Source organism: Dactylosporangium sp. NPDC005572 (assembly GCF_040605515.1).
Lineage (GTDB): Bacteria > Actinomycetota > Actinomycetes > Mycobacteriales > Micromonosporaceae > Dactylosporangium.
On the sequence record NZ_JBEXCY010000018.1, the window covers coordinates 34978 to 48069 of the forward strand.

At 69.2% G+C, this 13092-nt stretch carries 10 protein-coding genes and 1 pseudogene; 2 read left to right on the forward strand and 9 right to left on the reverse strand.

Annotation, left to right across the window (positions count from 1 at the left end; all coding sequences use genetic code 11):
- Window positions 1-255: 255 nt before the first annotated feature.
- The 4 genes and pseudogenes from ABZS66_RS12290 to ABZS66_RS12305 all read right to left on the reverse strand — a co-directional run.
- The gene (locus tag ABZS66_RS12290) at window positions 256-2277 is read right to left on the reverse strand and encodes an Hsp70 family protein (RefSeq protein WP_354757175.1); all 2022 of its coding nucleotides are present in this window, start codon (window positions 2275-2277) and stop codon (window positions 256-258) included.
- A 698-nt stretch (window positions 2278-2975) separates the two neighbouring features.
- Window positions 2976-4022, reverse strand: a complete 1047-nt coding sequence (locus ABZS66_RS12295) for a hypothetical protein (RefSeq protein WP_354757176.1) — start codon at window positions 4020-4022, stop codon at window positions 2976-2978.
- A gap of 110 nt (window positions 4023-4132) precedes the next feature.
- Entirely contained in the window at window positions 4133-4969 is an 837-nt protein-coding gene (locus ABZS66_RS12300; RefSeq protein ID WP_354757223.1) for a TniQ family protein, read from the reverse strand.
- Between the two features lie 325 nt (window positions 4970-5294).
- A pseudogene (locus ABZS66_RS12305) lies at window positions 5295-7154 on the reverse strand (AAA family ATPase); the annotation flags it as partial.
- Between the two features lie 99 nt (window positions 7155-7253).
- Here ABZS66_RS12305 and ABZS66_RS12310 point away from each other — a divergent pair.
- On the forward strand, window positions 7254-7754 hold the full coding sequence (locus tag ABZS66_RS12310) for a hypothetical protein (protein WP_354757177.1): 501 nt from the start codon (window positions 7254-7256) through the stop codon (window positions 7752-7754).
- Window positions 7751-8002, forward strand: a complete 252-nt coding sequence (locus ABZS66_RS12315) for a DUF6262 family protein (RefSeq protein WP_354757178.1) — start codon at window positions 7751-7753, stop codon at window positions 8000-8002. Before ABZS66_RS12310 ends, ABZS66_RS12315 begins: the two co-directional genes overlap by 4 nt.
- A 23-nt stretch (window positions 8003-8025) precedes the next feature.
- On the opposite strand, the gene ABZS66_RS12320 is transcribed toward ABZS66_RS12315, so the two are convergent.
- The 5 genes from ABZS66_RS12320 to ABZS66_RS12340 all read right to left on the reverse strand — a co-directional run bounded on the left by ABZS66_RS12320 (window position 8026) and on the right by ABZS66_RS12340 (window position 12274).
- Window positions 8026-8493, reverse strand: coding sequence for a hypothetical protein (locus ABZS66_RS12320; RefSeq protein ID WP_354757179.1), 468 nt, complete (start codon window positions 8491-8493; stop codon window positions 8026-8028).
- A gap of 253 nt (window positions 8494-8746) precedes the next feature.
- Entirely contained in the window at window positions 8747-9940 is a 1194-nt protein-coding gene (locus ABZS66_RS12325; RefSeq protein ID WP_354757180.1) for an ABC transporter permease, read from the reverse strand.
- Complete coding sequence (locus tag ABZS66_RS12330; RefSeq protein WP_354757181.1) at window positions 9937-10638, reverse strand: ABC transporter ATP-binding protein; 702 nt, start codon at window positions 10636-10638, stop codon at window positions 9937-9939. The genes ABZS66_RS12325 and ABZS66_RS12330 overlap by 4 nt, the downstream gene beginning before the upstream one ends.
- Window positions 10635-11735 (reverse strand): peptidoglycan-binding protein, encoded by a 1101-nt coding sequence (locus tag ABZS66_RS12335; protein WP_354757182.1) that lies wholly within the window; start codon window positions 11733-11735, stop codon window positions 10635-10637. The genes ABZS66_RS12330 and ABZS66_RS12335 overlap by 4 nt, the downstream gene beginning before the upstream one ends.
- A complete protein-coding gene (locus ABZS66_RS12340) occupies window positions 11714-12274 on the reverse strand; it encodes a hypothetical protein (RefSeq protein ID WP_354757183.1) in 561 nt (186 codons plus the stop codon). Before ABZS66_RS12340 ends, ABZS66_RS12335 begins: the two co-directional genes overlap by 22 nt.
- Window positions 12275-13092: the final 818 nt, after the last annotated feature.

A 13092-nucleotide genomic window follows, 5' to 3' on the forward strand; every position in this document is an offset into this window, starting at 1 on the left:
CGAAGGTTGCGAACGGTCTATCCGTGGGTCTGCGGTTCGCAGGGTAGGTCTGACTAATGGAGCTGGATTTTGTCAGGCCTACCTTGCGGATTCGGCGGATCTTTGTTCTTGATCGGCGGTGTTGTGGTCGAGTTAGGTTAGGCCGGGCAGCACGCCCGGCGTTGTTCGAACTAGCGGTCGATGCGGCCTGCTGAACCCGCGCTGTCGGCTCGCTTGCCGTTCGCGCTGCCCGTTTGGTCCGGCTACCGGCGTCGGTCAGGGGACCCTGCTGGCGGTGCAGACCTGCCAGGTGCTGGCTCTGGTCAACCCGAAACGCCATTGCTCGATGTGGACGGACTCGCCGTTGGTTTCGGGGATCTTCATGACCAGATTCCCGGCTACCGTCGCGGTGTCGTGGTCCGTTGTGGTGGTGAGGTCGGTGACGGTGATGACGACATCGGTGGAGAATCGGTCTTCGAGGTTCTTGACCTGGTCCCGGGTCTGGTCGACGGCGGTCAGGTCGGGCTTGGCGCATTGCAGCCCGCCGGCCCTCGGCTCGTCGTGGGTGTTGAGCTTCGCATCGACGTACTGCTGCACCGTCTGGGCCGGCGTCCGGGTCGTGTCGCTGTCCGGCCTGGAGGACCACGGGTGGAGGGCGACGACCACGACGACGGCCGCGGCCAGGATTGCGGCGACAACGGCCGCCACTACTATGCGTCCGCCCCGGTTCGAACGGGATCGGGGCTCCGCTGGCCGTGAAGCGTCGCGATTACCTGGGTTCCTGCGGTTACCTGGGTGCGCCGGGGTCGGTGGTGCTGAGGCCGGAAGGGGTGGGAATCCGGCCGTAGTGTTCCGGGACGGTGGCGGCGAGCCGGCCGTCGGCGGGACCGGCGGCTGAGGCGCCCCCTTCGACGTGGACCCTGTAGCCGCCGCATCGCCCGTCGCCGTGTCGCCCGGCCCCGGCGCGGTCGGTGAGGCCTGCGGCGGAGTCGGCCCGTTGGGTGTCCGGGTGTGCGGTGGTGCCGGCGTGGGTGGCGTCACCATGTGTGGCGGCGTCGAGGGCGCGGTGTTTGGGGTCCAGAATCGCGCGGGTCCTTGTGGCGCCGTTGTCGGTGCGGCCGGTGTCGCTGCGGTCGGTGTGCGTGGCGTGGTCGGGGGTGCGGCGGGGGCCGGTGGCTGCCACGGGAGTTTGGCGGGTGGTGCCGCGGAGTCGGAGGGCGGGAGGGTGGGAGACGAGGGGCGGGTGTGGCCAGTTAGGAGTGCGCCCTCGGCGACGACAAGTTCCGGCTGGTCCAGGACGGTGGGTGCGACCCGCAGTGCACGGTGCAGGATGGTGGCGGCCAGGGGAACGCGGGAGGAACCGCCGACCAGGAAGACGGCGGCGACCTGGGTCGGGGCGACGCCGGCCGAGCGTAGAACGGTCTCGGTCAGGGCGGCGGTACGGTCCAGGTAGGGGCGGGCCGCGGTGTCGAACTCCTCGCGGGTCAGGTGCAGGCGGCGGTCTACCACCGGGAGGAGGAGATCGCCGGTCGCGTGGCGGGACAGTTGCTCCTTCACCGCCCGGGCGCCCTCCCACAACAGCCGCCTGGCCTGCTGGTCGGCGGGGTTCTGCGGGCGGTCTAGGCGCTGCCACGCGTCTGGAGCGTCGGCGGACAGGGCGCGGGCGTGTGCGACCACGGCCGCGTCCAGGTCCAAGCCGCCGACGTCGGTGAGGCCGTCGGTGCCGAGGATCTCGAAGGCCGGCCCGGCCGGGCGGACCACGGTGACGTCGAAGGTTCCGGCGCCGAGGTCGTAGACGACCAGGCAGCCGGGTGGGGCAGGGCGGGACACGACGGTGTCGAAGTACGCGGCGGCGGCGACCGGCTCGGGGACGAACGAGACGGCGGCCAGGCGGGCCCGTGCGGCCGCGTCGGCGAGGATGCCGAGCCGGGTGCGGCCCCACGCGGCGGGATAGGTGAGTACCACCTCGTCCGGTGGGCGGCCGATAACCCGCGCGGCCTCGCCGGCCACCCTGGCGAGGACTGCGGCGAGCAGGTCGACGACGGCGTGCTCGCGTCCGCCGAGCCAGACCACGCCGTCGTCGATGCGGCGTTTCGGATGGCCCTCGAAGCCGCCGGGGTCGCCGATCGCCGCGCGCTGGGCGTCGGCGCCGACGAGCAGAGCGCCGCCGGGGGCGGCGAAGACTGCCGACGGCAGCAGCGGGGAGGCGTCAAAGATCAGCGGGCGGGTGCGGCCCTCGGGGCCCGTCAGGATGCCAACGGTGTTCGATGTGCCGAAGTCGATCGCGAGCCGCCGCACGCTGCCACCCTAAGCGCGGCTGACCTCGGTCATGTACCGGCCTTCCAGACCGTCGACGATATCCGTCCGGGCGAGCGGCTGCCGCGGCTCGCGGCGGGTCGTGGCGTTGGGATGTGCCTGTCCCTATGGAAGATTGCAAGTGCGCAGTGTGCGCTGACCTCGGAAAGGACAGCGAGTGTCGCGTCCGCTCGAAGATTGCGGATGATCGAGGCGCTGTCCAACGGTGCGCAAAGGTAGGACCGGACACCGGCGGCTCCGATCGTCCGGACCTACCTTGCGGATTCCGGCACCGAATCGGTGTGGCAAGCCGGTCGCGCAGGCGAATGTCCTGGTGTCCGGTCTCCGTAATCGTGGCGGACTGCTGCGTCGCTGAGCTGGAGTGTGCCAAGTTGATTGAGACGGCCAGGGCGGGTCGGGCTTCGAGTTGGGTCGCAGGCTTCTTGAGTTGTGTTCGGTGTCCCAACGATCATGTCATGGGCGAGGCGCCTGAGCTGCGGTTCGACAAGTGTTGTGAGACCGGATTGGCGAGGATTCTCAGTGGAGGTTGCGGATTTAGTGTCGCGTGCGGCTGTGACTTGGTCGTAGCGTTCGCTCGCGCCTGATCCGAATGTGGGGAGCGGCCCGCGTCGTTGGCTGCGGGCGGAGGTCCCTATCTGGCAGGGCCTCCGCCCGCCGTTCTGGCGGTGCCGTTCGGTCGATCAGGCACTGGCCGCGTATTCGGCTGCCCAGATATCGGTGTTTTCGTGCCATTTCGGCGTGAGATCGAAAAGCTCTTCGACACGGTTGGCAACCTGCTCGTCCGGGTTCACCACGACGACCTCAAGCTTGTGGCCGGTCGCTGCGGAGGTGTTGTGCACGAGCATCGACCGGACCATGTGGTCGCCCGGTGGGATCGAGTAGCCGATGAGGAAGATCCGGTCGGCCGTCTTCAACTTCTCGCCTGTCATCTCCCACAGGCCCCGGATGGTGTCGTTGACGAGGAACTGTTTCTTGCCGTAGGTCGGCGGGATGATCAACGCCGACTTCCCGGCAGCATCACCCTTCATCTCGGCCTTCTTCCGGTCCTTCAGAGAGGACTGCCAGAACGGCTTGACGCCGATGTCGCGGATAGGCCCGTCGACTGAATGGGTTCCGGAGTAGTACCAGTTCAGCGACCCGTGAAGCTTGATCAGTTCCGGAAGATCCGTCGGATGGCTCAGCTCGGGGCCGAGCCATGCGCCATCCATCCTCGGGATCGGCGCGGCGTAGATCGCAGAGTGCGCCCAGGCGAGGTCGGATTCGCGCAGCACGCCGCTGCCGTCGACCCACGTTGATCTGTAGTGGTCTTCGTGGGCGGCGGTCACGGCCTTCTCGATCATGGTGTCATAGTTGAACGTGACGATCGTCGACCTGTCGAGCGACCAGCGCCGTGCGAGCGGCAGCAACCACTCGTCGAGCCGCGGCCGACTCTCCTCGATGGCGTCCACCTGCATATCCCGGACGGTGGTGTTGACCGTGTGGACGAAGTCGATGAAGTCCCCGTCCTTATGGCGGTTCTCCGATGCTGTCAGCCACGGCTGGTCCTCAGCCATGAGCGTGAGGATCGCCTCCAGATCGGGGACACCGTTGATCTTGAGCCTGCGATACTCGTCGTGATCCTGCAGGAAGCGCCGCACTGCCTCGTTGTCGCCGAGGTCGCCAGTGACGGGCATGTGGTGGGAGATGGCCTTCGAGAAGCCCGCTCCGATGATGAAGACGTCGTTCATGACGCCCCCCTTCGGTTAGTCTCATTCTGAGAATAACATGCTCTACTTCGACGCCGGCCTGCCGCGTCAGCCATGACGTAGCACACCTGTCGATCGGCTCCAGATTGTGATCATGGACGACGGAGCGGCTTGAACCCCTCGTTCGACAAGTTGCTCGACGAGCTCGAAGCGTTGCCGGACCCGGCCGAGTCCGGGGCGCCGGTGACCTTGCGCGGCAAGACTGGACCGGGGGCAGCATGATGTTCGGTGGCGAACACCGTGGTCAGCAGGACGGTTTCGTGGTAGGTGGCGATTTCGACGCGGTGGCGGCTGGGTCGGTAGGGGTCGGCGGCGGGGTCGTGGCAGAGCTGGTTCAGTCGGTCGGTCCAGCGGCGTTGCAGGGCATGCTGGTCGTCGGCGTGGAACCAGTTCTGGGTGAGCTGCTGGGCCCGTGCGTGGGCGGTGTCGAGCGTCGCGGCGTCGTGTTGGCGCAGAAGCCGTCGGTGCCGTCGGTTGGCGGAACAGAGTTCTGGTAGGGCATGCAGCGGATGCTGTTCGGGGCCGTGCAGCCATCGTTGATGTCGCAGACAGACGGGCTCGTAGCTGGCGGCGCGTTGGATGACGAGTCCGTGGATGCCTTTGCTGGCCATGCAGTACCGGCAGGCGACGCGTGGCGCTCCGCTGCCAGGCCGGCCGAGCGGAGCGACTGCGGCGAGTGGCCGGAGGGCGGGCAGCGCCTGGGTCAGCGTGGTGGGCGGATAGCCGGTGAGCGCGGCAAGTGCGGAGACGGTGTGTGTCGTCCACGTGGTGGCATCGTCGTCGCCGCGCCGGTAGCGGCGACCGGTGCCGAGCAGCTGCGAGACAGAGGCGATCGTGACGTGGTTGGCGTCGGCGAGCCGGTGCAGATAGGAGCCGAGCAGCTCGCGGGTCACGGGTGCCAGACCGATCGGCAACGCCCGGATGTTCACGCGGCCCTGGTCCGGCTGCTCGTTCGGCGTCGGAGTTGCTGCATGGTCCGGTGGTGTTCGGCGGTCTGGTCCAGGTCGACGACGCCAGCCCGGCCTGGTTGATCTTCTCGGTTTGGTTGATGATGGCGTCCAGCGCCGCTTCGCGGACGAGGTGGGAGAGGCTGCCGATCATGCCGCCGGTGCGTTCGTGGAGGTAGCCGCTGAGCCGCAGCAGGGTGCCGCGCCGGTGTGCGTGCAGGCGCAGCGCGTTCTCGAGCGTTGCGACGAGGGCTTGCCAGGCAGCTTGTTCGTCGCTGGTGCTGTAGGGGAACGGATTGGTGCGGATCAGGCTGTAGCGGCTGGCGATCTGCCCGCCGCGGCGGCCGGCGAACAGGCCGTTGCCTTCCAGGTCGACGCCGGCCAGGACAAAGGTGGCAGGGATGCGTTCCGACAGGTACTTGATCTGGTCGGAGGCTTCTGCGCCGACCCGGGTGCCCAGGTCGAGGTTGTGCAGCTCGTCGATGAGGATCAGGTTGGTGCGTAGGGTGCAGAGCAGGTCGCAGACCTTGTTGGTCAGCTCGACCTGGCTGAACCGCGATGGCAGCGGCAGGCCGATGAACCGGGCGAACTCGACGGCCAGCATCTTCGGTGTCGCCGCTGGCGGGACGGTGACATAGGCGACCGGCAGCGACCCGCCCGGCCGGGGCTGGTCACGATGGACGAGCTGCTGGTAGTTCTTGCCAAGCTGGGTGATCGCGGTGGTCTTGCCGGTGCCGGCGGCCCAGAGCCCGCCCTTGACGTCGACGCCGGAGCGTTGCCGCCGATACGGGCCGAGCTCTCGGCAGTCGTAGGTGCGGTAGTCGATCCGGATCCCGTAGTCGTTGATCTTCCGCCATTCCACCGGAAGCAGCTCGACGTAGTCCTCGCCGGTCAGGCAGACCGGCAGATGCCCGGCACGGACGACGAGCATGGCGTAGACGTCGTTGGGTGACAGCGCCCGCCCGGGCAGGAACGGGCTGTGCAGACCTTCGTGCGGCCGGTGCTGCCAGCAGGCGACGACCCATTCGTCGAACAGGTCGGCCAGCTCGCGGATCGTCCAGACCGCTTCGACATCCGCGCCGCGGCGGGTGACGTTCGCGCCGACATAGCCGGCGACGTGCTGACAGAACAGTGTGTTGATCGAGGAGAACGTGCGCTCCACGACGGCCTTGTCGGTCGGGGTCGCCGGCCGGGCCGGCTGGACCGAGACGCCGAGGGTCCGGCAGGCGCTGATGAAGGTGTCGGAGACGAACACCTTGCCGTGGTCGATGACGATCGTGTCCGGCATGATGACCGGCTTCGCGGCGGCGTGTTCCAGCCGGGCGTCAATACTCATCAGCCGCGCGTGCGGGATCAGCGTGGCCGACATCCGAAGCGCCTGCGGCCAACCGGGCCGCATCGGCTCGGGCACCAACATCCGGGCCAGCAGCAGCGCGGCGTCGACCGCCTTCGTCCCGGCCGGGCGCAGGATCGCCGCGCAGATCGTCCGCGTCGCCACGTCGACCGCGATCGTCAGCTCGACCCGGCCGGTCACCCCGTCGTCCAGGATCGCCAACACGTCCAGTGGGGTGGTGTCGATCTGGACCACCTCGCCCGGACGCGCTGCCATCGTGGGCGTGAACGGCGCCTCCGGCCGCCTGGCATGGGACCGGCGGGTCGTCGCCGGCCCGAACGTGTGCTGCCCAGCGGCGAGGGCGTTGACCAGTCGGTAGAAGCTCGCCCGTGCCGGTACCGGCACGACACCGTCGCCATACCGTTCGGCCAGCAGCCGCTGCACTTGGCGCAGCACCCGCGGACGCGTTCCGGTCGACAGCGTCTCCTGCGCGGCCAGCACCTCGACCACCGTGGCGACGAACCGTTCATCTGCCCGTCCCGCCGGCGAGTGCAGCCGGGTGGCCCGTGCGTCGACCAACCCCCACAACCCTTGGTCCCGCCAGCACGCCCGGAGCCGCTGGATCGTGCGTTCCGACGCCGGCGTTCCCACCGCGATCAGCTCGGCGGCCTTCGCCGCAGTGCGCTCGCTCAGGTTGCGCCAGCGCGGGTCGTACTCCGGACGCGGTGCGGTACCCGCGACGCTGTCCGGCGGCAGCCCGGTCTCCACCTCGATCAGGTGCCGCTCCCAAGCCTGCGCCCGCGCTAACACCGGCCCAGGCACGGTGTCCAGCATCCCGAACGGCGGCAACGGCACCGCCGTGGGTTGCGCGCCCAGCAGTTCGAAGTCCTCGGCGGCCACCAGATGCGAGAACAGCACCAGCGAGGTACCGCCGTGAGCGTCCTGCAGCACGTCTGGGTCACCGGCCCCGGCGCACCACAACCCGGCCGACTCATCTCTGACGGCGTGGCGCCCCGGCCGCGCGAGCAGGCACAAGCCTTGGCAATCGACCTCGGCCGGCGCAGCACCCCGACCGAAGGTGGCATCTGCACCTACCAGGTCGTCGTCGACGGCGGCGCCTGCCCCTGGAAGCTGGACTGCGAGCACTGCGACAAGTTCGTGATGACCGGCGCTGACCTGCTGTACTGGCGGCGCAAACGCGAGCAGTGGTGCTCCCTGGCCGAACGCGCCCCCACCGACGAGATGGCCGACTGGCTGCACCAGCAGTTCGAGCCCACCGCCCGCGCCATCGCTGGCCTGGAGCGCGTGCTCGCTGGCCTCGGCCTGCTCGACGACGCCCTCGCGCTAGTCTTGCGACGCCCCCAGGACTACTTCCACCGCCTCTGGACCACCGGGTTCCAAACCGCCACCGTCAGCGTGGAGACCGCCTCATGAGCGTTCCGGAACCGGCAGCGCCGCGCACCGTGGCGGCCAACCAAGCGCGCCGGCAGAGCACCCTCGACAAACTCGAACGCATCGAGACGACGCTGCGGACCATTCGCCGTGAGCGGACTCCGGTCACCTACCCAGCCGTCGCGCGGCGGGCCAGCGTCTCGCGCACCTTCCTCTACCAGAACACCGACGCCAAGACCCTGATGACCGCTGCAATCGCCGCCAGCGGCGACCAGCGCCAACCCAGATAGCGCACGACGCGCAGGTCGAGGCATCATGGCACCAGCGCGCGCTCAACGCCGAGGACGCCCTCAAGACCGCCTACGCCGAAATCGACAACCAGCGCGAGCGAATCGGCATCCTCCTCGGGCAACTCCGCGACCTGCAAGCCGAGTACACCGAAGGCACCGCCCAGCGGCTGGCCGAGGAGAACACCGCGCTCAAGCAGCGCGTACGCCAGCTCACCGACGACAACCGGGGCCTGGAACAGAAAACTGCAGGCCGCCCGATCCAACAACCGCATCCTCGACAAACGCCTCGCCGGCCTGGAAGCCGAACTACTCGACACCCAACTGAACCACCCGACAAACGCCCGTAGGCGCCCCTGAACAGCGCCAGACGCAGTCGCTTCCTGGGCGAGTTGGGTCTTCCCGACGCCCCCGGGCGGGCCGGTCAGGATGACGGCGTTGAGGGCGGGCTCGGCGAACGCGGACGTGATCGCGGCTAACTCGGCAGCGCGCACGGCGAGCGTCCATCAGCCGTCCTCGATAAAAACGCAGAGCGGGTCGTCGCCGGTGTGGATGGCCCGTGGTGTGCTGTCGATCGTGTTGGTGGTCTTGTGTCCCGCGTTCGCGGGTGGGCTGGCTCACGACCCGAAGCCGTGGCAGGCGCCTGCGGATGCGTGGGTTGGTTGCAGCAGCGCCGCGCACGTTCGGTGGGCGGCGCTACGGCAACGGGGATCTCGGTCGGGCAACGGATCTGGCGAGTGTGGTGTGTCAGGTGGAGCGCAGTGCGTCGGTTGGCGACAGCCGTGCGGCCCGCTGGGCGGGGTAGAGTCCGGCGATGGCGCCGATGGTTAGGGCGGCGGCCAGTCCGGCCCAGATTGCGGTGGCCGGTACCAGCGGCCGCCAGCCTTGGTATCCGGCGACGGAGTAGGTGATGAGGACGCCCAGGATGACACCGGTGGTGCCGCCGGCGATGCTGAGCAGTACCGACTCGGTGAGGAACTGGGCCGCGACGTGCCGGCGGGCGGCGCCAATTGCCCTGCGCAGGCCGATCTCTCCGCGGCGTTCGAGGACGGAGATCACCATGACGTTGGCGATGCCGATGGCGCCGACCAGCAGCGCGACCGCGCCTAGGCCGAGGAACAGGCTGGTTGTCGAATCGGCGACGGCGAGCCGGGCGGCGAGCGCGTCGGAGGGGCGGCTGACGCGGACGGTTTCGGGGTGCTGCGGGTTGGTGGCCGCGGCGAGCAGCCCGGCCACGGTTTGGGTCTGTTCGGTGTCGGTCCGCACGTACACCCTGGTCGGGTGGGTGTCGTAGCCGAAGTAGTCCTGCGCCGCGGTGACTCCGATGAGCGCGGACTGGTCGATCTCGGGCGCGAGTTCGACCGGCTGGAGTACGCCGATTACGACGAACCAGCGTCCGCCGACGAAGATGCGCGTGTGCTGGCCGGGTTGGGTAATGCCCAGTTGCTGGGCCGCGTCATGTCCCAGGACGGTGGTGGGATATCGGGCGGTCGCCTCGTTGAAGAACAGGCCTTGTGACATGTGCACGTCGAGGGTGCGCAGCAGGTCGGCGTCGGCGACCCGGGCGGTCAGTCCGCTGGTGCGGTAGACCGGGATCTGGTCGGTGCGGTAGATGTTGACCCCGTCCAGTTCGGCGGTGGCCGCGACCGACCGTACGCCTGCGGTTTGTGCAATGGTGCCCTCCGCGGTCGCCGGCAGGGGTGTCTCTTCGCCGCTGACGGATTGGCCGTTGGCGACGGTGAGCAGGTTTGTGCCGAGCCGGTCGATGCGGGCCAGTAGCTCGGACTGGCTAGAGCGGGTGATGCCGAGCACGGCCACGATCGCGGCGATGCCGATGGCGATGCCGAGCACTGACAGCGCCGCGCGTACGCGTCGGGTGCGTAGCCCGCCGGTGGCGACCGGCAGGAGGTCCACGGCCCGCAACCGTGAGTATTCGGTCACTGGTGGGCCTCTTTGTCGTCGTGTTTGTCGTCGTGGGTGATCAGCCCGTCGCGGATCTCGATCCGGCGGCGGGTGGCGGCCGCGACGCTCGGATCGTGGGTGATGACGGCGATGGTCGTTCCCTCGGCGTTGAGCTGCGCCAGCAGTTGGAGGATCTGCGCGCCGTTGGCGGTGTCGAGGTTGCCGGTGGGTTCGTCGGCCAGCACGATGGCGGGCCGGCCGACGATCGCCCGCGCGATCGCGACGCGCTGGCGCTCGCCGCCGGACAAGTGCAGGGTCCGGTGGTTCGCACGGTGCGACAGCCCGACCCGGTCCAGGGCGTCGCCGGCCGCGGTACGGCGGGCTGCGGCGGTGATCCCCCGGTAGAGCAGTCCGGTGGCGACGTTGTCTGTCGCGCTGAGGTGGTCGAGGAGGAAGAACTGCTGGAACACCACACCGAGGTGGTGGGCGCGCACGCCCGACAGTTGCCGGTCGGACAGCTTCTCGACGGGCTGTCCGGCGATGCGTACCGAGCCGCTGGTCGGGCGGTCCAGACCGGCGGCAAGGTTGAGCAGGGTGGTCTTGCCCGATCCGGATGGCCCGACGATGGCGACCAGTTCTCCTTCGTCGATGCACAGGTCGATGCCGCGGACGGACTCGACCGGTGGTGGGCCGGGGTAGACCTTGCGCGCCTGCTGCAGTTCGAGGACGGCGGTCATGACTGCGGCACCTGGACAGTCATGCCGGCCCGCAATGCGGGTGCTGTGACCTCGACGGTGCCGGCGGTGTCGTCGTACAGCCCCAGTTGCACGTCGACCAGCACGGGCGCACCGTTGTCGCCGATGACACGTACCTGGTAGCCGCCGCCGGTTTTGGCGAGCAGCGCGGTTACCGGGACCATCGTCACGTTGCTGCGTACGGCGGTCGTGATGGAGATCTGGACAGGTGCCTGGTCCAGGCTGCCGCTGCCGTCGGGCAGATGCATCGCGACGGTCACTGGAACGGTCGGCTGTCCGCCGGCGCCGGGTGTGGGCGCCTGCGCGACCTTGCCCACGTTGGTCACGGTGGCGTCGACGGTCTGACCGCCGGGCAGGATCACGCGTACCTGATCGCCTTGTTTGACCAGGTGCTGGCGGTCGGTGGTCAGCCGCGCGGTGACCACCTGGGTGGTGGAGGTCGCCGACAGCACGGGGGTGCCGGGTCCGACGAGCGCGCCTATCGACAGGCTGTTGTCGTGGATGCGCACCGCGGCGGGCAGGAACACGACCTCGCCGAGGTGCAGCGCGCCGATGCGATCGGCTGCGGGCAGCCCGCGGATCTGCTGCCAGCGCCGGATCGCTTGGGCGGTGGCGGAGGAGAAGTGGTTGTCGACCGTGCCCGGATCGAGGCCGAGCGCGGCGAGATTGGCCTCCAGTTGCTGCACATCGTCGCCGTCGCTCATCCCGGACGCGAAGTCGCGGTATGCCGCCGCGGCGCCGTACATGAGCATGACCGGGGTGCCGGAGATGGTGTAGAGGCTGCCCCCGCGCTGGACTGTCGTGCCTTCGGCGGTGGTCCGGGTCAGGATCCCGGTCGGCAGCTGGTTGATGATCGGGTAGTTCCCGTCGTATTCGAGGGTTCCGGCGATCTGCAGCCGCTGGGCGACATCGCCGACGATCACCTGGGCGGTGGTGGTCGACACCGCCGGTGCGGTGGTGGTGGCCGCGGGCGACGCCGGGCGCAGCGTATACCAGCCGGCCGCGCCGGCCACGCCGAGCCCGATCAGGGCTGCCACTGCCACGAGGTTGCGGATTTTCATGATGCGGCGATCCGCCACTCGACCTCGAACGCGATGCACGCGCCGCGCGCGTCGGTGACGCTCTGCGGTATGCCGTCGCCGCCGGAGAACTGCGCGAACCCGGCGTACTTGGTACCGAGCAGGGGGAACGTGCCGTCGGCCTTGGGGTCGGGCCAGTCAGCTACGCCGTGCTCGCGCATGCAGGCGGCGAACTGGCGCATGTGCCCGAGCGTTTCGGCCGACGGCGTCTCGACCTGCTGCGGAATGCTCGCCAGCCGGCGCAGAATGTCCTGGCACGCCGCCCCGGCGACATCGAGGTCGGCTTTGCTGACGTTCGGCCAGCTCAGACCGCCCTGCCAGACCGGGTCGGGAAAGTTGGGCAGGTTGTGCTGTCGGGCACACTGGGAGAACTCTCGCCCGGCCGCCATCGCCTGCGTCTGGAAATCCCCGGCAACGGCGGCAGACGACGACCCAGTCGCAGCGCCGGTCGACGGAGCGCTGTTGGTGCCGGTGCAGCCGGCCAACATGGCCAAGCCCGCCGCAAATGCCAGCAGCAGTGGGGTTCGAGTGGGTTTCATGACGGTAACCGTGCCGCCCGAGGGTGCCATCGCGCGCCCATCCACGGCTGGAACTCGCCCCGCCCGCCCTCTACCCACGGGTGGAGCCGCCGCTACAACCACCGACAGGCGCAGGCCGGGGCGGCCCGGGCCTGTCGGATCACTCTGGCCTGCCGGTGCGCCCACCGCATCACGCCGTGGTGATCTGCTTGTGCTTCCTCGCTGGCCTCGCACCACGGCGCCGGCGCTTGGCCGCAGCTCTGGCGCCCCTTCCGATGGCCGCCCTGGCTCGCGTTCGGCCGGCCCGGCGTGGCGGGGGCCACCGGCACGCCGGGCCGGTGGCCGCGCGGTCTCCGGCGCGATCGTCCCGGCATCGGCCCGGGTCTCGCTGACGTTGCGCCCACGCCGCGGTTGTTGCATGAACGAGACCCCCATCATCTGCATGCGGATGGTTCGCGCCTCGGCGGATTTCTGACTGGGGCACGTCGGCAACCACCGAGCCGCCACCGCGGGGCGAAATCGAGCCCACGTAAGGGGCGGCAGCGTCGCCACCTGACGCGGCGAGCTCATGGGATGTCCTTTCAGGACAAAGCTGCGCAATCCCATGGGGCATCGCCATCCCGCCCCGATGGCACCGCCCCGGCGACCGAGCGCAGCAACAAGACGCAGCTGGCCCGCTGGCGGCGACGCGCGGATCGTTTCGGTCACCGCGAACGGAAAAGCGACCGAACTCCAGCGCATCGACCGGGTGGTCAACCGTCGCCGGAAAGGCGGGCTGCCCGGGATCGCCGTGTCACCGACCTGCGCCACCGATCGCTCGGTGCACATCTACTACGCCG